General features: G+C 70.2%; 17 protein-coding genes. 9 read left to right on the top strand and 8 right to left on the bottom strand.

Annotated elements, in window-relative coordinates; genetic code table 11:
- Positions 1–3: 3 nt before the first annotated feature.
- Both ACESMY_RS09075 and ACESMY_RS09070 read left to right on the top strand, forming a co-directional pair.
- Positions 4–879 (top strand): CPBP family intramembrane glutamic endopeptidase, encoded by an 876-nt coding sequence (locus ACESMY_RS09075; RefSeq protein ID WP_372784244.1) that lies wholly within the window; start codon positions 4–6, stop codon positions 877–879.
- 54 nt (positions 880–933) lie between these two features.
- A complete protein-coding gene (locus tag ACESMY_RS09070; RefSeq protein WP_372784243.1) occupies positions 934–2481 on the top strand; it encodes an alkaline phosphatase in 1548 nt (515 codons plus the stop codon).
- 4 nt (positions 2482–2485) lie between these two features.
- Here ACESMY_RS09070 and ACESMY_RS09065 read toward each other — a convergent pair whose 3' ends face one another.
- A complete protein-coding gene (locus tag ACESMY_RS09065) occupies positions 2486–2989 on the bottom strand; it encodes a DUF1579 family protein (RefSeq protein ID WP_372784242.1) in 504 nt (167 codons plus the stop codon).
- A gap of 54 nt (positions 2990–3043) precedes the next feature.
- Positions 3044–5338 carry an OPT family oligopeptide transporter gene (locus tag ACESMY_RS09060; RefSeq protein ID WP_372784241.1) on the bottom strand — a complete coding sequence of 765 codons (2295 nt, stop codon included), beginning with the start codon at positions 5336–5338 and terminating at the stop codon, positions 3044–3046.
- A 111-nt stretch (positions 5339–5449) separates the two neighbouring features.
- On the opposite strand from ACESMY_RS09060, the gene ACESMY_RS09055 reads away from it, so the two are divergent.
- Entirely contained in the window at positions 5450–6313 is an 864-nt protein-coding gene (locus ACESMY_RS09055; protein WP_372784240.1) for a hypothetical protein, read from the top strand.
- Here ACESMY_RS09055 and ACESMY_RS09050 read toward each other — a convergent pair.
- A complete protein-coding gene (locus tag ACESMY_RS09050) occupies positions 6310–6897 on the bottom strand; it encodes a TMEM175 family protein (protein ID WP_372784239.1) in 588 nt (195 codons plus the stop codon). The genes ACESMY_RS09055 and ACESMY_RS09050 overlap by 4 nt on opposite strands.
- 60 nt (positions 6898–6957) lie before the next feature.
- Positions 6958–8010 (bottom strand): hypothetical protein, encoded by a 1053-nt coding sequence (locus ACESMY_RS09045; RefSeq protein WP_372784238.1) that lies wholly within the window; start codon positions 8008–8010, stop codon positions 6958–6960.
- Between the two features lie 92 nt (positions 8011–8102).
- Between ACESMY_RS09045 and ACESMY_RS09040 the strand changes: the two genes are divergently transcribed.
- On the top strand, positions 8103–8675 hold the full coding sequence (locus ACESMY_RS09040) for a TetR family transcriptional regulator (RefSeq protein WP_372784237.1): 573 nt from the start codon (positions 8103–8105) through the stop codon (positions 8673–8675).
- Positions 8676–8760: 85 nt separating this feature from the next.
- Positions 8761–10608, top strand: coding sequence for a response regulator (locus tag ACESMY_RS09035; protein WP_372784236.1), 1848 nt, complete (start codon positions 8761–8763; stop codon positions 10606–10608).
- A gap of 174 nt (positions 10609–10782) precedes the next feature.
- On the opposite strand, the gene ACESMY_RS09030 is transcribed toward ACESMY_RS09035, so the two are convergent.
- Complete coding sequence (locus ACESMY_RS09030; RefSeq protein ID WP_372784235.1) at positions 10783–12456, bottom strand: carboxylesterase/lipase family protein; 1674 nt, start codon at positions 12454–12456, stop codon at positions 10783–10785.
- Positions 12457–12582: 126 nt separating this feature from the next.
- Here ACESMY_RS09030 and ACESMY_RS09025 point away from each other — a divergent pair, with 126 nt between their 5' ends.
- Together ACESMY_RS09025 and ACESMY_RS09020 are read left to right on the top strand one after the other, a co-directional pair.
- Positions 12583–12768, top strand: coding sequence for a DUF3008 family protein (locus ACESMY_RS09025; RefSeq protein ID WP_372784234.1), 186 nt, complete (start codon positions 12583–12585; stop codon positions 12766–12768).
- A gap of 72 nt (positions 12769–12840) precedes the next feature.
- The gene (locus ACESMY_RS09020; protein ID WP_372784233.1) at positions 12841–14343 is read left to right on the top strand and encodes an amidase; all 1503 of its coding nucleotides are present in this window, start codon (positions 12841–12843) and stop codon (positions 14341–14343) included.
- Here ACESMY_RS09020 and ACESMY_RS09015 read toward each other — a convergent pair.
- Both ACESMY_RS09015 and ACESMY_RS09010 read right to left on the bottom strand, forming a co-directional pair.
- The gene (locus ACESMY_RS09015) at positions 14340–15422 is read right to left on the bottom strand and encodes an acyl-CoA dehydrogenase family protein (RefSeq protein WP_372784232.1); all 1083 of its coding nucleotides are present in this window, start codon (positions 15420–15422) and stop codon (positions 14340–14342) included. The two genes, ACESMY_RS09020 and ACESMY_RS09015, sit on opposite strands and share 4 nt — an antisense overlap.
- 3 nt (positions 15423–15425) lie before the next feature.
- The gene (locus ACESMY_RS09010) at positions 15426–16604 is read right to left on the bottom strand and encodes an acyl-CoA dehydrogenase family protein (RefSeq protein ID WP_372784231.1); all 1179 of its coding nucleotides are present in this window, start codon (positions 16602–16604) and stop codon (positions 15426–15428) included.
- A 127-nt stretch (positions 16605–16731) separates the two neighbouring features.
- Here ACESMY_RS09010 and ACESMY_RS09005 point away from each other — a divergent pair, with 127 nt between their 5' ends.
- Complete coding sequence (locus ACESMY_RS09005; protein ID WP_372784230.1) at positions 16732–18063, top strand: sorbosone dehydrogenase family protein; 1332 nt, start codon at positions 16732–16734, stop codon at positions 18061–18063.
- A gap of 3 nt (positions 18064–18066) precedes the next feature.
- Here the strand turns inward: ACESMY_RS09005 and ACESMY_RS09000 are convergent, their stop codons facing one another.
- Positions 18067–18438 (bottom strand): VOC family protein, encoded by a 372-nt coding sequence (locus ACESMY_RS09000; protein ID WP_372784229.1) that lies wholly within the window; start codon positions 18436–18438, stop codon positions 18067–18069.
- Between the two features lie 126 nt (positions 18439–18564).
- Between ACESMY_RS09000 and ACESMY_RS08995 the strand changes: the two genes are divergently transcribed.
- Positions 18565–20964 (top strand): penicillin acylase family protein, encoded by a 2400-nt coding sequence (locus ACESMY_RS08995; RefSeq protein ID WP_372784228.1) that lies wholly within the window; start codon positions 18565–18567, stop codon positions 20962–20964.
- Positions 20965–20969: the final 5 nt, after the last annotated feature.

Below are 20969 nucleotides of genomic sequence, written 5' to 3'. Positions count from 1 at the left end.
CCCATGGCGCCGGCCCGACGGGCGGCCTGGGGCAAGATCGTCGCCTATTGCCTGCTGACGGCTGTGCTCAGCATCCCCGGCTACTATCTCGGCATCCATAGGCACGGGCTCACCTCGCGTCAGGCCGCGGCCGTGCTGATGTGGGGCGGACCGGCCCTGTCGGCGATCATCGTGCGGCTCGTCACCGAGCGCAGCCTCGCAGGCATCGGCTGGGGCGTGAGCAGCCCCAAATGGCTGTGGATCGCGCTCGCCATGCCGCTGGCCTACGGCCTGCCGCCATACCTGATCGCCTGGGGCGCGGGTCTGGCCGCCTTCGCGCCCAGCCAGTGGTCCACCGTCCTGCCCTACGGCCTGCACGTGAACGGCCTGTTCGCGGCGCTGGGCCTGATCCTCACCGTCGGCCTGTTCGACAAGATCAGCCGCGCGCTGGGCGAGGAGATCGGCTGGCGCGGCCTGCTCGTGCCGGAACTGCTGAAGGTGACCAGCTTCCGCAACACGGCGCTGATCTCCGGCGTGATCTGGGCGCTGTGGCATTTCCCGCTGATCATCCTCGCCGACTACAAGGCCGCCGGCACCCCCGTGCCGTTCCAGCTCGGCTGCTTCGCCCTGATGGTGATCAGCTCCTCCTTCCTCTACGCGTGGCTGCGCCTGCGCTCGGCCAGCGTCTGGCCGCCGGTTCTCCTGCACGCCGCGCACAACCTGCTGATCCAGTCGGTGTTCGACCAGGCGACGGTGGATCGGAACGGCGCCTTCTACCTCACCACCGAGTTCGGCGCCGGCATCGCCCTGTTCACCGTCCTGGTGGCGTGGCTGATCCTGCGGCGCGGGCCGCGGTCGGCGGAAGGCGACCAGCTAGGCGCGGTCTCCCCGGTGATCTAGCGTCACCTTGGCGTCATCGACCGGCCTCAAGGTCGAGCCGCCCGGGAGGACGTCATGCTGCTCAATCCCTATAGCCGCCGCGCCGTGATGGGCGGCTTGGCCGCCGCGGTCGCCGCTCCGGCCCTGGTGCGCGCCCAGACCGTATCGGAAACGCCCTTCACCCTCGGCATAGCCTCGGGCGATCCGTCGCCGGACGGCTTCGTGATCTGGACCCGGCTCGCGCCCCGGCCGCTGGAGCTGCACTCCGGCATGCGGATGACCAAGGCCACGGTCGCCTGGGAGGTCGCCGCCGACGAGCGCTTCGCCACGATCCTCGCCAAGGGCGAGACGATCGCCCGGCCGGAGCTCGGCCACTCGGTGCACGTCGAGGTGGGCGGCCTCATGCCCAACCGGTCCTACTGGTACCGCTTCACCTCCGGCGGCGCGACGAGCACGGTGGGCCGGGCGCGCACCCTGCCGGCGCTGGCCTCGGCGCTCGACCGGGTGCGGTTCATCGCCGGCGGCTGCCAGAACTACGAGGCAGGGTATTTCACCGCCTATCGCCGGATCGCCGAGGAGCCGGACGTCGACTTCTTCTGGCACTACGGGGACTATATCTACGAAGGCACGGGCTTCCATGCGCCGGGAAGCGCCGCGCCGGTCCGCGTCCACCACGCCGACGAGCCCTATAGCCTCGACGACTACCGGGCGCGCTACGCCCAGTACAAGCTCGACCCGGACATGCAGGCCGCCCACGCCGCCCACACCTGGTGGGTCACCTGGGACGACCACGAGACCGACAACAACTGGGCCTCGCAGTTCGACCAGGACGGCACCCCGCCGGAAATCTTCAACCTGCGCCGCCAGGCTTCGGCCCAGGCCTACTACGAGAACATGCCGCTCCGCCGGAGCAGCTTCCCGCACGGGACGGCGATCCAGATCTTCCGCCAGGCCTCCTATGGCGACCTGCTCGACTGCTGGTTCCTCGACACCCGCCAGTTCCGCGACGACCAGCCCTGCGGCGACGGCGGCAAGCCGGTCTGCCCGGAGGCGCTCGATCCGAAACGCACCATCATGGGCGCCGAGGAAGAGGCGTGGCTGCTGGGCGGCCTCGCCAAGGGCAAGCGCCGATGGAACCTGATCGCCAACCAGGTGATGATGATGCCGCTCGACCGGCGTCAGGACGACGGCGACCCGCCCCTGTGGAACATGGATTCCTGGGCGGGCTATCCCGCCGCCCGCAAACGACTGCTCGACCACATCCAGAAGCAGAAGATCGGCAATGTGGTGATCGCCACCGGCGACGAGCACCAGAACTTCGCCGGCGAATTGCGGACACGCGTCACCGAGGGCCCGGCGCTGGCCACCGAGTTCCTTGGCACCTCGATCACCTCCGCCGGAGACGGCGTGGACCTCTCACCGCGCTACAAGGCGGTCCTGGCGCACAACCCGCACTGCCCGTTCATCAACAGCCAGCGGGGCTACGTCGTCCACGACGTGGGCCGCGAGCACTGGCAGGCCGAGTTCAAGGTGCTGGACCATGTGAGCAGGCCCGACGGCAAGCTCTCGACGCGAGCGAAGTTCGCGGTCGAGCGCGGCAAGCCAGGGCTGCACGCGGCCTAGGGCGTCAGTGTACGGCGCGCTTGCGGGCGTTGACCGAATTGAACTCGCAGAGGGGCGCCCACTCGCCGCCGTCGGGGCGGTGTTCCCAGCGGACGTTCATTTCGTCGCCCTTGAAGGTCAGGGCGGCGCGTTCGCGCTCGCCCAGGAACCGCCAGACGCCGTTCCCGTCGTCTCGGACCGCGTAGTCGCGGTGGTAGCCGAGGTTGTCGACCATGTGCAGGCGATAGGCCCTCGTGTCCGGATCGTAGCCGATGGTCCCGACGCCGATGTGCGAGGCCTCGCCGACCTTCTGGTCGAAGTGGGTCTCCAGGAAGAACTTCCCATCGACCCAGTCATAGGTCTCCACGGTGGTCATGTCTGACCCCGCGCCGCCGGTCCCCTTGCCGCGCCAGTCGCCCAGGAAGACGGCGAGCTTCTCGTGTTCTGGACCGCGCTGCGGCTTGGCCTCCGGCGGCAGGCGTTTGGGATCGCGGCCGGCGTCGCGGTCGCTCGACGAGATCTCAGTCACGGGCGTCTCCCTCTGAGGTTTTCACCTCAACCCACCCGCGCCGCCGCCTGTTCCCTAGGCCGGCGTCTTCGCCCCCGCCCGGAACAGGAGCGCCATCAGGCCGAGGAACGGCAGGACGGAGAGCAGGTCCGCATAGTGGCCGCCGAGGAACGGGTTCACCGCCGTCATCAGCTTGGTGATATCGCGGTCGAAGGCGCCCAGCACCCCGGCCGAGAACGCGATGCCGATGCCCGCGATCGCGCCGCCGGCGATGTAGCCGGAGGCCATCAGCACGCCGGGACTGCGGTCGGACTGAGCCGCCAGTTCGGCCTCCGTGAGGTCCGCCGACTGCGCCCGATTGCGGCTTCGGCGGTCCACCAGCCAGCGCACGCCGCCGCCGATGAAGATCGGCAGGGAAGAGGAGATCGGCAGGTAGACCCCGACCGCGAAGGCCAGCGACGGGATCGCGCACATCTCCAGCACCACGGCGATCATCACGCCCAGCAGCACCAGCGCCCAGGGCAGCTGCTGATTGAGGATGCCCTTGATGATGTAGCTCATCAGGGTCGCCTTCGGGGCGTCGAACTTGGTGACCGTGGTCCCGTCCGGGCGGACCTTCACGTGGCCGTTGATGCCCGGATCGACCAGATAGGCAAGCGTCCCGTCGTTGCGGACCAGGTAACGGGTCGCAGCCCCGCCAGCGGGGTCAGGCTTCTGCCATACGCGATAGGTCGCCGCGTCCTGCACATGCTGCGAGCCCGTCAGCGCCTCGGTGGGTAGCGTCGAGACGGCCGCGGGCGTCAGGGCGGCGGGCCCCGGCGCCACAGGCACATAGACCGTAGCGGCCTGGTTCAGCGCCAGCAGGATCGGACCCAGCGCCAGGGCCGAGGCGAAGGCTCCCACCAGGATGGCGAGCTGCTGCGACCGGGGCGTCGCGCCCACCAGGAAGCCGGTCTTCAGGTCCTGCGAGGTCGTGCCGCCGTTGGAGGCCGCGATGCAGACGATGCCGCCCACCGAAAGCGCGGTCACGTAGTAGGTGGGACCCGTCCAGCCGAGCAGCAGGAAGATCAGGCAGGTGAGCAGCAGCGTCGCCACCGTCATGCCGGAGATCGGGTTGGAGGAGGAGCCGAGCTCGCCGGTCAGCCGCGAGGAGACGGTGACGAACATGAAGCCGAAGAGGACGATCAGGAGGGCGCCGACGAAGTTCATCTGCAGCGAGTGGGCGACCATGATCGCCCCGATCAGCCCGACCACGCCCAGCGCCACCCACTTCAGCGAGATGTCGCGGTCGGTTCTCAGGACCTTCTCGGCCGGCCCGCCGGGGTCACGCTTGAGGCTGAAGTCGGCCAAGCCGCCCTTCAGGCCCCGCCAGATCGTCGGCAGCGCGCGGACCAGGCTGATCAGCCCGCCGGCGGTGACCGCGCCAGCGCCGATGTAGAGGATGTAGGCGCTGCGGATGTCGCCGGGCGACATGGTCGAGATCGGGACCTTGCCGGGCGGGATGACGACGCTCGCCACCGAGCCGAAGAACTGGATGGCCGGGATCAGCACCAGGTACGCCAGCACCCCGCCGGCCGCCATGGTGGAGGAGATGCGCGGGCCGATGATGTAGCCGACGCCCAGGAGCTCCGGCGAGATCTCCGCGGCGATCGAGGCCTTGGCGAGCGGCGCGCCGAACACCGCCTCGGGCGTATCCTTCCAGAGCTTGAAGGCGCCCTCGGCCAGCTTGTAGACGAGGCCCAGGCCGAAGCCCGCGACGATGGTCTTGGCGCCGTGCGCGACCTCGGCCTCGGTCTGCGCGTGGCTGGCCTCATGGCCCATGGCGTGCTCTTCGCGCGTGGCGCCGGCCTTCAGCACCTCGGCGCAGGCGGTGCCCTCGGGATACTTCAGAATCCCGTGCTGCTGGACGATCAGGGCGCGCCTGAGCGGGATCATCATCAGGATGCCGAGCAGGCCGCCCAGGATCGCCACCAGCATCACCCGGGCGATCTCCATGTCGAAGCCCAGGATCATGATCGCCGGCATGGTGACGCCGAGGCCGAAGGCGATGGACTCGCCCGCCGAGCCCGCGGTCTGGACGATGTTGTTCTGCAGGATCGAGGCCTTGGCGATCCCCAGCCGCTGCAGGAGGCGGAAGAGAGTGATCGAGATCACCGCCACGGGGATCGAGGCCGAAACCGTCAGGCCGACCTTCAGCACCAGGTAGAGCGAGGATGCCCCGAACACCACGCCCAGCAGGGTCCCCAGGATCAGCGGGAAAAGGGTCAATTCCGGCAGGACGACATTGGCCGGGATGAAGGGTTGGAAGACCGGCTTCGCGGCGGCTTTCCGGGAAGCTTTCGAGGTGGGTTTGATGGCCGTATCTGTCACGCGGGTCTCCGAAGCGGAGCCCGACTAGACCATGCGGCGGGAAACCCCGCTAGCCGGCGCGGCAAAGGCCCGCGCACGGAGGCTTAACCACTGGGCGGCGAGGATGGCGGGATGATCACCGCGGCCAACTCTTCAGCGACCGCGCTCCTGCCTCCGTCAGGCGGCGGCGCGTCCACGGCTCCGCCCGCGTCCAAGAGTCCGTCCGCGAGCGACACGGCCGCGGCCGACCAGAAGCTGCAGGCGATGCGCGACGCGGTGGTCAAGCTGAAGACCATCGGCCAGTCCACCAAGGCCGCCCGCACCGACGCCGCCCGGGCCAAGCTCGAGGCTCTGAAAGAGCGGCTGAAGATGCTGATGATGATGGGCGGCGATCCCAAGACCGTCGCCCGGCAGGCTGCCCAGATCGCCAAGGAGATCGGCGAGGCGGCCAAGGAATACGCAGCGGCCGGCGGCGGCGCGACAGCTCCGACCCCGACCCCGGCCGTCCCTCAGGCTCCGGCGGCCAGCGCCGACGCCAAGGACCCGGCCGACCCAGCCGCAACCGATGGCGCTGAGACCGACGCCGCGCCGGCCACGGCGGCCACCGGTGACGCCCAGACGCCGGCAACCCCCGGCGCCAAGCCCACCTCGACCACCGAGCCGAAGGCCGACGCCGCCTCCCCCGCCCAGCCGAAGGTGAAGACCGCCGCGCCGGGGCTCTCGGCGCCCGACCCGGTGATCGCCGAGGCCAAGACGCTTGCCGCCCGGGCCAAGGCGCTGCTGAAGGCGGCACTCGATCGGGCCAAGCGCGAGCACGCCGATCCCGCCGAGCTGAAGGACGATCAGGCGAAGATGAACGCCGCGGAGAAGGACATCGACGATGCCGCGCGCACCGTCTCGGCCGCCGCCGATGCATCCGCGAGCTATTCCGCGTCCGGTCAGGGCGTCGCCGGGCCCGCGGCTGCCGACGCCCCGGCGGTTTCGGTCCAGGCCTAGGCCAGCCTGGCCCTTCGGCCGGCGACGATCCGCTCCACCAATGGCGTGAGGCCATTTACCAGGAAGGCGAGGCAGGCCCAGGGCGTGCCCCTGAAGCTGAAGGCGACCGCCAGCGCAGCGGACACCAGGAACACCACCAGGCCGACCACCCCATCGCCCCGCTGATCCCGCTCGGCGGCGGGCAGCGCGGCCGAGAGCCGCCAGGCGCAGATCGCCATGCCGGCCAGGTTAGCCGAATAGAGCCAGATGGCGGGCGGCAGGGACGCAAAGCGCCCCAGGACCATGGTCGTGAACGGGACCAGCGTCACCAGCAGCAGATAGCTCAGGCCCCAGTTGATGTAGCGCAGGCTGACCTCGCCATGGCCCGGGCGGGCCCGGACCAATTCGCGCCAGCGCACGCCGAGCACGGCGAAGCTCAGCACATAGGGCCAGAATTTCGGGGACAGCCCGGCGAGCAGGCGCATCAGCTCGCCGCCGGTGTGCGGCTCGACCCCGTCGGGGAGCCGGACCTCCAGCACCAGCAGGGTCATCGCCACGCCGAAGAGCCCGTCGGTCAGGGCGTCGAAGCGGTGGCGCGGAAACATGGCCTCACCTTGCGACGCTTCGGGGCCGCTCGCCAAGCCGGGCGAGCGGCCCAAGATGCGTCAGCCGCCCCTGGCGACCTTGCCGCCGGGCGCGGCGGCCATCATCTTGACGATGGCCTCGGTGACGTGCGGCTCCAGGCCCTCGGTGTGGCCCTTGTCGAGGCGCTCCACGTCGGCCACCAGGCGGCCGTCCTTGCACTTGGGATAGACCCAAGTCTTCGCCGTCCCCGGCCGGGCCTTCATGCCCCAGACCGGATAGCCCTGACGCGCGTAGTCCCAGACATAGCCCGGCTGGTCGTCGGACAGGTCCTTCTCCACGCGGGCGGCGCAACCGAATTGGGCGGCCAGGGCCGAGGCCTCGGGCAGGCTGACGATCTCGTGCTCGCCGGTCTCGTAGATGTGGCTGAACTCGCAGGCCGGCAAGGCCGCGGCCGACATGGCCCCCGCCCCCGGACGCGGATCGGGTGGCGAGCCGTCCGCCTTGGGCGGGCCGAAGCGCGGGTTCATCTGCACGCCCCCGACGCGGCCGCCGGAGAGGCTGAGGAAGCCGTCCACCTTGCTCTTGAAGAAGTCGGTGCAGACGATGCGGTTCGAGGTGATCCCGCCCTGGCTATGGCCGGCCAGCCAGAAGGACTTGATGTTCTGTTTGCCGACCGCGTCGATCACCGCGGTGGCGATGTTCTGCAGATGGGCGTCGTCGGCGTCGGCCACCCAGACCCGCACGCCGGGCTGGCCGGGGACGCGGGTCGGCGAGGTCGCCGCAGTCGGGGTGGCGACGACGAGCTTGTACTTGTCCTTGTAGTCCATGGCCGGGAAGTAGTGGCGCTGCCACTGGCCGATCGAACCCGCGCCGTGGATATTGAGGATGAAGACGACCTTGTCGCCGGGCTTCAGGTCGCAGGGATAGTCGAGCCAAAACTTGCGGCCGGTCTTGGGATCCGTGGCGTTGCCCGGGTCCCCAAGCAGCGGCTGGCAGGCCTCGCCCGAACAGTGGGCCGGCGGCGGGCTCTTGCAGGCCACCCCCAAAAGGTCCTTGGCGCTCGCTTGGCCAGAAACGCACGCGGCGGCCAGTCCAACCACCGCCGCCAGTCCCGATCCGATTTTCCAGTTCATTGATTTCCCTCCCGGCCCACGCCCATGCTGGCGTCTAGGTTGGCGAACCCTAGCAATGCTAGAGAGTTCTGGCGAGCAGGAGACATCGGCGCATGGCGCTGGAACGGCGCACCATTGTCGACAAGGCGCTCGAACTCCTGGACGAGGTCGGGATGGACGGCCTGTCGACCCGGCGGCTGGCCGCCGCGCTCGGCGTGAAGGGCCCCTCGCTCTACTGGCACTTCAAGAACATGCGCGAGCTGTACAACCACATGGCCGAGGCTCTGCGGGAGACCGCTCTGCCTTCGCCGGACGCCTTCCCGCATGACTGGCAAGCGTGGCTCGCGGACGGCGCCCGCGGCCTTCGCCGCGCAGCGCTTTCCCATCGCGACGGGGCGCGGCTGATGGCCGGCGCCACGCTCACCGGCACAAGCCAAGTCCTCGACTTCCCAGCCATGACCGGGCGCTTGCAGTCCGAGGGCTTCCGCTACCGCGAGGCCCAGGGCGCGCTGCTGGCGCTGGGACGCTACGCCATCGGCTGGGCGTCATATGAGCAGCTGACCCCCAATCCCCCGGCGACTTCCGACGAGGCCTTCGAGTTCGGCCTGCAGGCGATGATCGTCGGCATCGCGATCAAGGTGCCCGCCGCCAGCCTGCCGCGGAGCCAGCGGCTGCGGCCCGCCTAGCCGCAGGCCGTGGCGTAATGCCGCGGGCGCGCGCGGTCGCCCTTAACGGCCCTGCCCTAGTCTGCGGCGGCGAAGGACGTCGACCATGCAGACAAACGGCCGTACGGAATTCCGGGAATTGGCGATCGGCCTCGGGGCCATGGTCGCCGCGGCCTTCGTCGTCGCCCTGATCGTCTGGGCCAACATCGCCCACCTTGAGACCACCGACGCCGCGCGCCGCCACACCCGCGACAAGCTTGCGCAGGACGCCGCGGTGCTGGAGGCGATGGTCGACCAGGAGACCGGCCTGAGAGGCTTCGCCATCACCGGCGACCCTCGCTTCCTGCAGCCCTACGAGAGCGGCCGCCTGCACTTCGGGTTCGCCATCCATAACCTCAAGGCCCTGGTCGTCGACGACCCTAACGAAGTGCGCATCGTGGCCGACATCGAGGGGCTGGCCGGCCGCTGGACCGACAGGATCGCAATGCCGGCGATCGAGCGCGCCCGGTCGGGCCGGCGCGCAACGCCCGACGAACTGACCGGCAAGGGCGAGATGGACGCCATACGCGCCGACATCGCCCTTCTGCGCCGAAGCCTGATGGATGTCCTGCCGGAGCGCGACGCCGCACAGGCGCGGGCGTTCCTCTGGACCCGCTGGACCTTGGCGGCGGGTTCAGGCCTCGCGGTCGCCTTCTCGCTCCTGATCGGCGGCCGGTCGTTCTGGCAGCTGATCGCCGCGCGGCGGGAGGCGGAAGCCGCCGCGGCGCGGCTGGCCGACGCGCTGGAGGGCGCGCACGCCGCGGACCGCGCCAAGACCCTATTCCTGTCCAACATGAGCCATGAGATGCGCACGCCGCTGAACGGCGTCGCTGGGATGGCCGAGGCCCTGGGCCGCACGCGCCTCGACGCCTCCCAGAGCGCCCTGGTGAGCGTGATCCGCGCCTCTGCCGCGACAATGGACAGCCTGATCGGTGATCTTCTCACCCTGTCCCGCGGCCACCAGGCCCTGGCGCGGCCACAGGACCAGACGGTATTCCATCTGGGCGACGCCATGCGCGCCTTTGCGGCCGACTACCGGGCTTCGGCCAAGATCAAGGGCCTGACGCTGCACGCCGCGATCGCCGCGGACGCCGAGGTGCAGGTGATCGGCGATAAGGCCAAGCTGGACCAGCTGCTCGCCTGCCTGCTGTCCAACGCCGTCAAGTTCACCGACCGGGGCGACATCCGCCTGAAGCTCACGACCCTGGCCGCGCACCGCTATCGGATCGAGGTCACCGACACCGGGGTCGGCTTCCACGCAGACCGTCAGGCGGCGATGTTCGAGACCTTCTCACAGGCCGACGAAGGCGCGACGCGCCGCCACGGCGGCGCGGGCCTCGGCCTCGCCCTGGCGCGCCAGCTCACCGCCGATCTCGGCGGCCAGCTCAGCTGCGACTCCCGGCCGGGTGAAGGCTCGACCTTCACCTTCGACCTCGACCTCCCCACGGTGGGCGCCGAAAGGCCGGCGATGGCCGAAGACCCTCTCGATGAGCTGACGGACGAGGCGCCGCTGCGCGTCCTCGTGGTCGATGACAACGCCACCAACCGCAAGGTGCTGGAGCTCATTCTCGAGGCGCTCGGCGTCGAATGGGTCTCGGTGGAAGACGGGCAGCAGGCGGTGGACGCGGTGGGCCTGCAGGATTTCGCCGCCATCCTGATGGACATCCAGATGCCGGTGATGGACGGCCTGACCGCGACACGCGAGATCCGCCGGCTGGAGCGTGAAGCCGGACGGCTCGACACGCCGGTGATCATTGTCTCGGCCAACGGTGAGCCCAAGCACGTCCAGGCCGGACGCGCCGCCGGCGCCCAGATGCACCTGACCAAGCCGGTCAGCGCCCAGACCTTGGCGGACGCCTTGAACGATGTTTTGGCCGAGGCTGCGAAGGCCGCCGAGGCCACCGAGGCCGCCTAGTCCCGACGCGCCGCCAGCTTCGCGCCGAGCCAGGTCTGCGGCAGCGACAGCACGACGAGCGCGGTCGCATACCAGTGCTGCCCGAGGCTCCAGGTCGCGACCACGACGACGCCCGCCGGGACGGCGCCGATACTTCGCAGGATAGCCTTCTCTTTCCCCCTCGATTCCGAACGCTCAGCCCTTGAGCGCCGTCCGCTCCGCCCCGTCCGGATCGTTCCGCACCGTGCATACCGCGTCGAACAGCATGTTGGGCGTGGCCGTGGGGCTGACCGCCGGCCAGTGGGGCAGGCCCTTGTGGTTCGGATCGCCGGCGCGCGCGAAGGCGATCCAGGCGTCGGCCATGCGGGCCGAGAGCGCGCGCGCCTCGGCCGTGCCGCCGGTGGCGTTCAGGCAGCGGTCGACGTTGTCGAAGGCGTAGGCCATCTCGGCGCAGTGGAAGGCCCGGACCCGCCCGTCGAGCACGGTCTTGGGGTTGTAGTCGAAGCGGTAGAGGAAGGCCGGCGCGGCGCCCTGCCTCGCCTTCATCTGGGCCTGGTCCACGGCCGGAACCCGGAAGCGGGCCGAGACGACGCGGGAGAAGATCTCCACCGGCCTGGCCTTGGGATCGGCGGCGCGGAAGGCGGCCCAGGCGGCGGGCGAGACCCCGCCCATGGTGGTGGCCGAGGCCTTGGCGCGGTCTTCGTCCATGTCTTCCAGGGCGGCGTTGCCGAGGCTGGGCGACAGCTCGTTCAGGTTGGTCCCGATGATCATCGGGATCTTGGCGGACTGGGCCGGGGCGCCCTTGGCCCAGGTGGGGGCCGGGATGGCATGGCCGTCGACCACCGGCGCCCAGCCGAGGTTGATGGTTCCGGCGGGGCCGGCCGGCATGGCCTTCTTCGCCGTATCGCCCGCCGCGACCAGGGCCATCGGCGGGACCTTGGCGAGCTTGTCCAGATCGCCCGGCGCGATGTCGAGCGCCTTCAGCACCGCCTCGGCGAGGCGTTTGGTGTAGGCGGTGTCCCCGACGTTGAGCAGCGAGCCGCTCTCGACGATCGCCTTGTGGAAGAGGCCCTTGGCCGAGGGCATGGCCATCAGGGTCGAGACCTTAGCCCCGCCGCCCGACTGGCCGAAGATGGTGACGTTGCCGGGGTCGCCGCCGAAGGCCGCGATATTGTCCCTGACCCATTCCAGGGCGGTCACCAGGTCGAGTTGGCCGGCATTGCCGGAGAGGCCGTAGGACGCGCCGCCGAGCTGCGACAGGTCGAGGAAGCCGAACGGGCCCAGGCGATGGTTCACGGAGACGAACACCAGGTCGCCGCGCCGCGCCAGCCGCTCCCCGTCATAGGCTGGCAGCTCCTGGGACGAGCCGGTCTCGTAACCGCCGCCGTGGATCCAGACCATCACCGGCCGGGCCTTGCCGGTCACCCCGGCCGACCAGACGTTGAGGCGCAGGCAATCCTCGCCCGGATAGCCGTCGTCCCAGTCGTAGATGAAGGCGCTCTCGTCGCTTCGCCAGCCGCCGCGCACCACCTGCGGGCAGCAGGGACCGTAGGTCAGCGCCGTGCGCACGCCCGTCCACGGCGCCATAGGCTGGGCCGGCAGGAAGCGCGCCGCGCCGCCGGTGTCGCGGCCGTAGGGGATGCCCTTGAAGGTGAAGACCCCGTCGCGGACCGCGCCGCGCACCTTGCCGGACCGGGTCTCGACGATCGCCTCGGGCGGGGTCGAAAGCCTCGACGCGCCGCCGCCGCTGGCGCTGCCGCCCGGCTTGGCCGCCGCGCCGCCCATCGGCCCCGCGGCCGCCATCAGCCCGCCGACCGCGCCCGCCGTCAGCAGGCCCCGCCGCGCCACGCCGTCCCTTGAAGTCGCCATCCTCGCCCCTCCGCCCCTTTTCGTTGGCGGCATCGGATCATCGCTGGCGGCGACTCGCAACGGGGCGCGTGAAACCCGGCGCGCCTTCGGATGTTTCCCGCTCATCAGCCACCAGGAGGACGATCCATGCCCGCCAAGTCCGGAGCCCAGCAGAAAGCCGCCGGGGCCGCGCTCGCCGCCAAGCGCGGCGACACGTCCAAGTCCAAGCTCAAGGGCGCCTCGAAATCGATGATGTCGATGACCGAGAAGGAGCTGGAGAAGATGGCCCACACCAAGCGCAAGGGGAAACCCGAGCACGTGGCCGGCAAGTAGGGCGCATCCGCCTCCCCCATTGCGCGGCAAGGCCGTTCGCGGCCAAGCTGGCCGCAAATGGGGGAGGCTTCGATGACCAGGATCACCCGCCGCGCGCTCGCCGCCGCGCCTTTCGCACTCGCCGCCGGCCAGGCCTTGGGCGCCGCGCGCAAGCCCGCCCCTGCCCCGGCCCCGGTTTCGCCCTGGCCGGACGCCACCGAGATGGCCGCCCGAATCCGGCGCGGCGAGCTCAGCGCCGCCGAGGCCGTCGAGACCGCCATCCGCCGGGCCGAGGCGCTGCAGGGCACGCTCAACATCATCGTCAACTCGGACTTCGACCGGGCGCTGGCCAAGGCGCGCGCCGGGACGCCGGCCGGCCCGTTCGGCGGGGTTCCGTTCCTGATCAAGGACCTCGACGACTACGTGGGCCTGCCGACCCGCAACGGCTCCCAGGCCATGCGCCTCGCGCCGCCCGCGACCCATCAACCCCCCTACATCGACGCCTTCGACCGGGCGGGCCTGGTGACGATCGGCAAGTCGGCGACGCCGGAGTTCGGCTTCCTGCCGACCACCGAGCCGGTGTCGACGGGCCTGACCCGCAACCCCTGGGACCTGGCGCGCTCGTCCGGCGGCTCCTCCGGCGGATCGGCGGCGGCCGTGGCGGCGGGCGTCGTGCCCGTGGCCCACGCCAATGACGGCGGCGGCTCGATCCGCATCCCCGCCTCCAACTGCGGGCTCTTCGGCCTGAAGCCGTCGCGTGGGCGGATGATCGGCACGGAGGGCGAGACCCAGATCAGCGACCTCGGCGTCGAGCATGTGGTCTCGCGCAGCGTGCGGGATTCGGCGGCCCTCTTCGCCCTCACCGAGAACGCCTCGAGCGGCGCGCGCTTCCCGTCGGTCGGCGTCGTCACCGGCCCGGCCAAGCGGCGCCTGCGGGTGGGGGTGCTGATGGAGAACGGCGCGGGCCACCGTCCGCAGGGCGATGTGGTCGCCGCCACCGACGCCGCGGCGAAGCTGGTGGCCGGGCTCGGCCACCACGTCGAGGCCGCCCACCTGCCATACGACGGCGGCCAGTTCATCCAGGACTTCCTGCTGCTCTGGGCCAATGGCGCGAAGGGCCTGGCCGACCAGCTGGCCAAGGCCATGGGCAAGGCGCCGGACCTCAACGTCCTGGAGGGTTTCAGCCTCGGCATGGTCGAGATGGCGCGCAAGGCCGGACCCCAGGCGCTGGGCGCGGCGGTCCAGCGCCTGAACGCCGATGCGCTCGCCTACGACACCTGGTTCCCGGCCCATCAGTTCGACGTGGTGCTGTCGCCGGTGCTGTCCTCGCCGGCCCCGCTGCTGGGCGAGGTCGGGCCCAACGTGCCCTTCGACACCCTGGTCGCACGGCTGATCGAATATGTCGGCTACACCCCGATCCACAACATCGCCGGCGCGCCCGCGATGAGCGTGCCGCTCTTCTGGACCGACGCCGGCCTGCCCGTGGGGACCATGTTCGCCGCCCGCGCGGGCCAGGAGCGGATGCTCTTCGAACTCGCCTATGAGCTGGAAGCCGCCCAGCCCTGGGCCCAGCGCATCCCGCCCGTGCACGTCTAGGCCGCGAGGCCCTGTAGTTTCGCAGCGATCTCGCGGACCTTCTCCGGACCGCCGAGCAGCTGGCGGTTCAGGCCGATACGCTTGAACCAGAAGTGCAGGCCCAGCAGGTCGGTGATCCCCATGCCGCCGTGGACCTCGGTCGAGGTGCGGGCCACGAAACGGCCGACCTCGGAGGTGAGCGCCTTGCCGTGGGCGGCCATCAGCGAGGCCTCCGCCGGGACCGCATCGAAGGCGTAGGCGGCGTACCAGACGAGCGCGCGGCAGGGCTCGAGCTCCGCGGCCATCTCGGCGCACATATGCTTGACCGCCTGGAAGGAGCCGATCACCCGGCCGAACTGCCGCCGCTCCTTTGCGTAGTCGACGGCCTTGTCGATCATCACCTCCGCCGCGCCCAGGGTGTCGGCGGCCACCAGCACCCAGCCGGCGTCACGCAGCGCGGACAGCAGCTCCGGCCCGCCGCCCAGGGGCTCGGCGGCCACGCCGTCGAAATTGAGTTCCGCCAGGCGCCGGGTCTCGTCGATGCCGGGCATCAGCGAGCGCGTCAGACCGGCGGCGCCGCCACGGACGAGGTGCAGGCCGCCCGCGCCGTCGGCGACCACCAGCAGCCCCGCCGCCATACCGCCCGGCACAAACAGCGCCTTGCCGGTGAGCTTGCCGCTCTTGGCCGTGACGCCCGCCCCGTCCCGCGCCCCGGCGATCGGCTCGGAGATGGCGGCGGCGGCCAGGATCTCGCCGACCGCCAGCTTTGGCAGCCACTCGGCCTGTTGCTCCGGCGAACCGCCGCGCATGAGCGCGATCGGGGCCAGCACCGCGCCCATGAACGGCACGGGCGCGACCGCCCGGCCCAGCGCCTCGGAGGCGAGCGCCGCGTCGAGCAGCGTCAGGCCGAGCCCGCCGTGTTCCTCCGGGATGACGATCCCGGCCAGGCCGAAGTCGGCGAGCGCCTTCCAGACGTCGTCGCCCCTATCCTTCAGGTCGCCGGCGAACCGGCGCACGCGGTCCAGCGAACTCGCCTCGGCCAGCGTCCGCGTCAGGCTTTCCTGCATCATCTTCTGGTCGGAGGTGAGCGAGAAATCCATGGTTCAGAGCACCGCCGGCTTCGGCTCGCGCGGCAGGCCGAGGCCGCGTTCGGAGATGATGTTCTTCTGGATCTGCGCCGTACCGCCGCCGATGATCAGGCCGAGGTCGAACATGTAGCTGCGCTGCCAGGAGCCCTTGGCGCGCAGGTGCGGACCGTCGTGATAGAGGATGCCGAGCTCGCCCAGGGCGTCGATCGCCAGTGCCGCCAGCTGGTGGTTCAGCTCGCACCCCTGCAGCTTGACGATCAGCCCGGCCAAGCCGGCCGGCTCCTGCGCCAGCTGCGAAGTTATCAGCCTCAGACCATTGAATTTCATCGATAAGACACGGCCCTGGAGCTGCATCAGCCGATCACGGAAGATCGGATTGTCGATCACCCTCTGGCCATCGACAACCTCGGATTTCATCAAGGCGATCAAGGCATTCAGGCGGGCTTCTGTGGCGTTGGGATCGCCCAGCATGCCGCGCTCGTGCTTCAGCGTCGTATTGGCCACGAACCAACCCCGCCCGCGCCCGCCGACCACCTGATCCTTCGGCACGCGAACGTCGGTGAAGAACACCTCGTTGAACTCCGACGCTCCGGTCATGGTCTTCAGCGGCCTGACCTCGATCCCCGGCGTCGACATCGGGATCAGCACATAGGAGATGCCCTCGTGCTTGGCGGCCTGCGGCTCCGTGCGAACCAGGCAGAACATCATCTGAGCCTGGGCCGCGGTGCTCGTCCAAATCTTGCTTCCCGAGATCAGGAAGTCCTCGCCGTCCTCCACCGCCTTGGTCTGCAGGTTCGCGAGGTCCGAGCCCGCGCCCGGCTCGGAATAGCCCTGGCACCAGATGATCTCGCCACGCAGGGTGGGCCCGATCCAGCGCGTTTTCTGTTCCTCGGAGCCGACCTCCAGCAGGGTCGGAACCAGCATCGAGATGCCCTGCCCGGCCATGCCGCGCGGCGCGCCGGCGGCGATGAACTCCTCGGCGATGATCCGGCCCTTCAGAATGTCGGGCTCGGCGCCATAGCCGCCATAGGCCTTGGGGATGGTGCGCGCCGCATAGCCGTGCTCGATCAGCAGCCGCTGCCAGGCAAGCAGGTCGTTCGCCGCGCCTTGCCCATAGGCGTCGCGATGGCTCTCCAGGAACCCGCGCACCTCGCCGCGGAACGTCGCCATTTCAGGCGTTTCGTTCAGGTCCATGTCGTCACTCCCTGGAGAGCAGGTGAGCCCCTTTCCGCCCCTCGCGCAACGGCGCCGCGACGTCACGCGCGGGTCGATGCAACACAGGCGGCCAAGCTTGGTTTATAGAAGCGACAGGAGACCGCTCATGACACGCCACGCCCTCTTCGCCGCCGCCGGCCTCGCCGCGCTCTCGCTTTCCGCCTGCAGCATGCCGAAGGGCTCGTCCGATCCCTGGGTCGGCTTCGGGCCCAACCCGCCGCTGCCGAAGGTGCAGAAGGCGCTGATCCCGACCGTCGGCACGCCAAAGGTCGTGGGATGGGGCGCTGATGGCGCACCCACCGCGCCGCCGGGTTTCACCGTGAAGCGCTACGCCGAGGGCCTCGACCACCCGCGCTGGCTCTACGTCCTGCCGAACGGCGACGTCCTGGTGTCGGAATCGGCCTCGGAGCCGGCTCCCGCCGACAAGTCCAACCAGGGGATCAAGGGCTTCTTCCAGAAGATGCTGATGAAGCGGGTAGGGTCTGAGAAGCCCAGCCCCAACAAGATCTTCCTGCTGCGCGACAGCGACGGCGACGGCGTGGCCGAGAGCCGGATGCTGTTCGCCCAGGGACTGACGCGGCCGTTCGGCATGACGCTGGTGGGGCCCACCCTCTACGTCGCCAACGATAACGGCGTGGTGAGCTTCCCCTACGCGGACGGCCAGACCACCGAGACGGGGACCGGCCAGAAGGTGTTCGACCTGCCGGGCGGGCCGATCAACCACCACTGGACCAAGAACGTCGTGGCGAGCCGCGATGGCGCCAAGCTCTACGCCACCGTCGGCTCCAACTCGAACGTCGGCGACAACGGCCTGGAGAACGAGACCGGCCGCGCGGCGATCTGGGAATATGACATCGCCACCGCCAAGCCGCGGATCTTCGCCTCGGGCATCCGCAATCCCAACGGCATCGACTTCGAGCCCACGACAGGCGCGATGTGGACGGTCTCCAACGAACGCGACGAGATCGGCAACGACCTGCCGCCCGACTTCCTGACCAGCGTCAAGGACGGCGCCTTCTATGGCTGGCCGTTCAGCTACTGGGGCCACAACGTCGATGTGCGCGCCAAGCCCGCCAATCCCGGGATGGTCGCCAAGGCCATCGCGCCGGACTTCGGCCTCGGACCGCACACGGCCTCGCTGGGCCTCACCTTCTACACCGGCGCGCAGTTCCCGGCGTCCTACAGGGGCGGGGCGTTCATCGGCCAACACGGGTCGTGGAACCGCAAGCCGCTCAACGGCTACCGGGTGGTGTTCATCCCGTTTGCCGGCGGCAAGCCGCAGAACGCCCCCCAGGCCTTTCTGACCGGCTTCCTGGACAAGCACGACAAGATCCAGGGCCGGCCTGTGGGCGTGGTGGTCGACAAGACCGGCGCCCTGCTGGTCGCCGACGACGTCGGCGGCATCGTCTGGCGGGTCAGCACGACGCCGGCCAAGTGAGCGTTAGCCCATGTTGAAGACGCAGATCTTGTTGCCGTCCAGGTCGCGGAAATAGGCGCCATAGAAGGTCGGCATGCGCTGGCCAGGCGGGCCGTCGCAGGTCCCGCCGGCGGCGAGCGCGGCCTTGTGGGCGGCGTCGACCTGTTCCTTGGTGGCGGCAGGCAGGCCGAACATGCTGCCGTTGCCCCAGGTCGCCGGCTGCTCGTCATAGGGCTTGCTGATGGCGATCATGCCGGGCGTCGCCGACGAGCCGTAGAACTGCATCCGCTCGCCGTTGGCGAAGGTGCGCCGGCCGCCCAGCGGCTCCAGCACCGCGTCGTAGAAGGTCTTGGCGCGATCGAGGTCGTTGGTGCCGATGGTGGCATATCCGATCATGACGTTTTCCCTGTCCTTGATGGCTGAGCCCCCACTCTAGGGGATGACGTGCGGGGAACCGCAAGGCCGCGTGGACGAAGCCGCCGATCTGTCGTCAACTCGTCGCGGACAAGGGCGGGGACCGACATGCGGGCATTGGCGAAGGTTCTGGCGGGCGCGGCGATCGCCGTCGGCCTGGCGGGCGGAGCGGCGGCGCAGGACTCCACCGCCGTGAAGCGGGAGGCCTGGGCGGTTTCCGGCCTCAATGCCCCGGCGCAGATGGTGGTCGACCACTGGGGCGTGCCGCACATCTTCGCGGCCAGCGCGCGCGACGCCTTCTTCCTGCAGGGCTACAACGCCGGCCGCGACCGGCTCTGGCAGATCGACCTGTGGCGCAAGCGCGGCCTGGGCCGGCTCTCGGCGAGCTTCGGACCGTCCTACGTGGCCCAGGATCGGGCTGCGCGGCTCTTCCTCTATCGCGGCGACATGGCGGCGGAATGGGCGGCCTATGACCCGTCGGGCCGCGAGGCGGTCGAAGCCTTCGCGGCGGGCGTGAACACCTATGTCGCCGAGGTGAAAGCCGGCAAGCGACCGCTGCCCGTCGAGTTCAAGCTGACCGCCAGCCAGCCGGAGGCCTGGGCGGCCGAGGACATCCTGCGCATCCGCAGCCACGCTCTGGTCTCCAACGTCAGCGCCGAGGTGATGCGCGCCCAGGTGGTCTGCGCCGCCGGCGTCGGCGCGGACAAGCTGCGCCGCAAGCTGGAGCCTGCGCACGAGACCAAGATCCCGGCCGGCCTCGACCCCTGCGTGGTCCCCGCCGACGTGCTGAAAGACTACCTCCTCGCCACCGAGCAGGTGAGCTTCGAAGTCCTCGCCAAAAGCGGGCGCCAAGCCGAGGCCTCGCCCCAGGTGAAGCTCGCGCAGGCCCTCGACGCCTACCAGAATGAGGGCTCCAACAACTGGGTGATTGCGCCGTCGCGCACCGCGACCGGCCGCCCGATCCTGGCCAACGATCCGCACCGTGCGGTGGGTGCGCCGTCGCTGCGCTACATCGCCCACCTGAACGCGCCGGACCTGGACATCATCGGGGCCGGCGAGCCCGCCCTGCCCGGCGTCTCCTTCGGCCACAACCGCCAGATGGCCTGGGGCCTGACCATCTTCTACATCGATCAGGAGGACCTCTACGTCTACGACACTCAAGGCGACCGATACCGCTACAAGGGCGGCCTGGAGCCCATGAAGGTGGTCCACGAGACCATTGACGTGAAGGGCGAGGCGCCGCGCGACGTCACGCTCAAATTCACTCGCCACGGCCCGGTAATCGACGAGACGCCGGATTCTGGAAAAGGCGGCCACGCCTTCGCGATGCGCACGGTCTGGAACCTGCCCGGCGCGTCGGGCTATTTCGGCTCCTCGCGGCTGTGGCGGGCGAAATCCTGGGCCGACTTCAAGGGCGGCCAGGAAGCCTGGGGCACGCCGCCCTTGAACCTGGTCTTCGCCGACACGAGCGGCGACATCGGCTGGTCGGCCGCCGGGCTGACGCCGGTCCGGCCCAACTGGGACGGGCTGCTGCCGGTGCCGGGCGACGGGCGCTATGAGTGGGCCGGGATGATGCCGGAGGGCCAGCTCCCGGCGCTGCACAACCCGCCGCGCGGCTTCGTCGCCACCGCCAACCAGATGAACCTGCCGCCCGACTATCCGGCCAACCGCACGATCAGCTACGAGTGGGCCGACCGTTCGCGGATCACCCGGATCGAGGAGGTGCTGGCCGCCACGCCCAAGGCGACACTCGCCGACTCCATGGCCCTGCAGACCGACAGCCACGACGCCCTGTCGCGCCGGACCATCGCCTTGCTCGCCCATCTCTCCTCGCCCGATCACGCCGTCGCCAAGGCGCTCGAGGCGCTGAAGGCCTGGGACAACGACGAGACGACCGGCAGCGTGGCCGCGGCCATCTATCAGGTCTGGACCACCAACCACCTCGGCCACACCGTGGTGGCGGCCGTCACGCCGGAGAAGGCCCGCGTGCTGGTGGGCTCAGGCTCCCTCGACGCGGTGGTCACCTATCTGGAAACGTCGGAGGCCGCGCCGACCCGCGAGGCCCTGCTGCTCGGCAGCCTGGGCGCGACGGTCACCGAACTCAGGAACCGGCTGGGACCCGACATGGCGAGCTGGTCGTGGGGCCGGCTGCATCACGCCCGCTTCGAGCCCGCCGCCGCGGTCCTGGCCGACCGCCAGCTCGCCGAGCAGATGGCCACGGGACCGCTGCAGATCCCAGGCTCGGCCCAGAGCCCGCGGGCGGCGACCTACCGGCCGGGGGACTATGGACAGACCGCCGGGGCCTCGGTGCGCCTGGTGATGGACGTCGGCGCCTGGGACAACTCCCGGGCCGTCAACACCCCAGGCCAGTCCGGCGACCCCTTCAGCCCCCACTACCGCGACCTCTTCCCGCTGTGGGCCACCGGCGCCTACGTGCCCTTGGACTTCAGCCGCGCGGCCGTGGACCGCGACGCCGAGCTGGTGGTGACCCTGACGCCCGCGAAGTGAACGCC

Source organism: Phenylobacterium sp. (assembly GCF_041691455.1).
Classification (GTDB): Bacteria; Pseudomonadota; Alphaproteobacteria; order Caulobacterales; family Caulobacteraceae; genus Phenylobacterium.
This window is presented reverse-complemented; position numbering and strand designations above follow the sequence as displayed.

Bases quoted from the DNA above. Each gene is read 5' to 3' on its own strand.
- ACESMY_RS09075 (WP_372784244.1), top strand. From the start codon at position 4: ATGGCGCCGGCCCGACGGGCGGCCTGGGGCAAGATCGTCGCCTATTGC.
- ACESMY_RS09025 (WP_372784234.1), top strand. From the start codon at position 12,583: ATGCCCGCCAAGTCCGGAGCCCAGCAGAAAGCCGCCGGGGCCGCGCTC.
- ACESMY_RS09015 (WP_372784232.1), bottom strand. From the start codon at position 15,422: ATGGATTTCTCGCTCACCTCCGACCAGAAGATGATGCAGGAAAGCCTG.
- ACESMY_RS09010 (WP_372784231.1), bottom strand. From the start codon at position 16,604: ATGGACCTGAACGAAACGCCTGAAATGGCGACGTTCCGCGGCGAGGTG.
- ACESMY_RS09000 (WP_372784229.1), bottom strand. From the start codon at position 18,438: ATGATCGGATATGCCACCATCGGCACCAACGACCTCGATCGCGCCAAG.
- ACESMY_RS08995 (WP_372784228.1), top strand. From the start codon at position 18,565: ATGCGGGCATTGGCGAAGGTTCTGGCGGGCGCGGCGATCGCCGTCGGC.
- ACESMY_RS09055 (WP_372784240.1), top strand. From the start codon at position 5,450: ATGATCACCGCGGCCAACTCTTCAGCGACCGCGCTCCTGCCTCCGTCA.
- ACESMY_RS09005 (WP_372784230.1), top strand. From the start codon at position 16,732: ATGACACGCCACGCCCTCTTCGCCGCCGCCGGCCTCGCCGCGCTCTCG.
- ACESMY_RS09030 (WP_372784235.1), bottom strand. From the start codon at position 12,456: ATGGCGACTTCAAGGGACGGCGTGGCGCGGCGGGGCCTGCTGACGGCG.
- ACESMY_RS09035 (WP_372784236.1), top strand. From the start codon at position 8,761: ATGCAGACAAACGGCCGTACGGAATTCCGGGAATTGGCGATCGGCCTC.
- ACESMY_RS09070 (WP_372784243.1), top strand. From the start codon at position 934: ATGCTGCTCAATCCCTATAGCCGCCGCGCCGTGATGGGCGGCTTGGCC.
- ACESMY_RS09050 (WP_372784239.1), bottom strand. From the start codon at position 6,897: ATGTTTCCGCGCCACCGCTTCGACGCCCTGACCGACGGGCTCTTCGGC.
- ACESMY_RS09040 (WP_372784237.1), top strand. From the start codon at position 8,103: ATGGCGCTGGAACGGCGCACCATTGTCGACAAGGCGCTCGAACTCCTG.
- ACESMY_RS09020 (WP_372784233.1), top strand. From the start codon at position 12,841: ATGACCAGGATCACCCGCCGCGCGCTCGCCGCCGCGCCTTTCGCACTC.
- ACESMY_RS09045 (WP_372784238.1), bottom strand. From the start codon at position 8,010: ATGAACTGGAAAATCGGATCGGGACTGGCGGCGGTGGTTGGACTGGCC.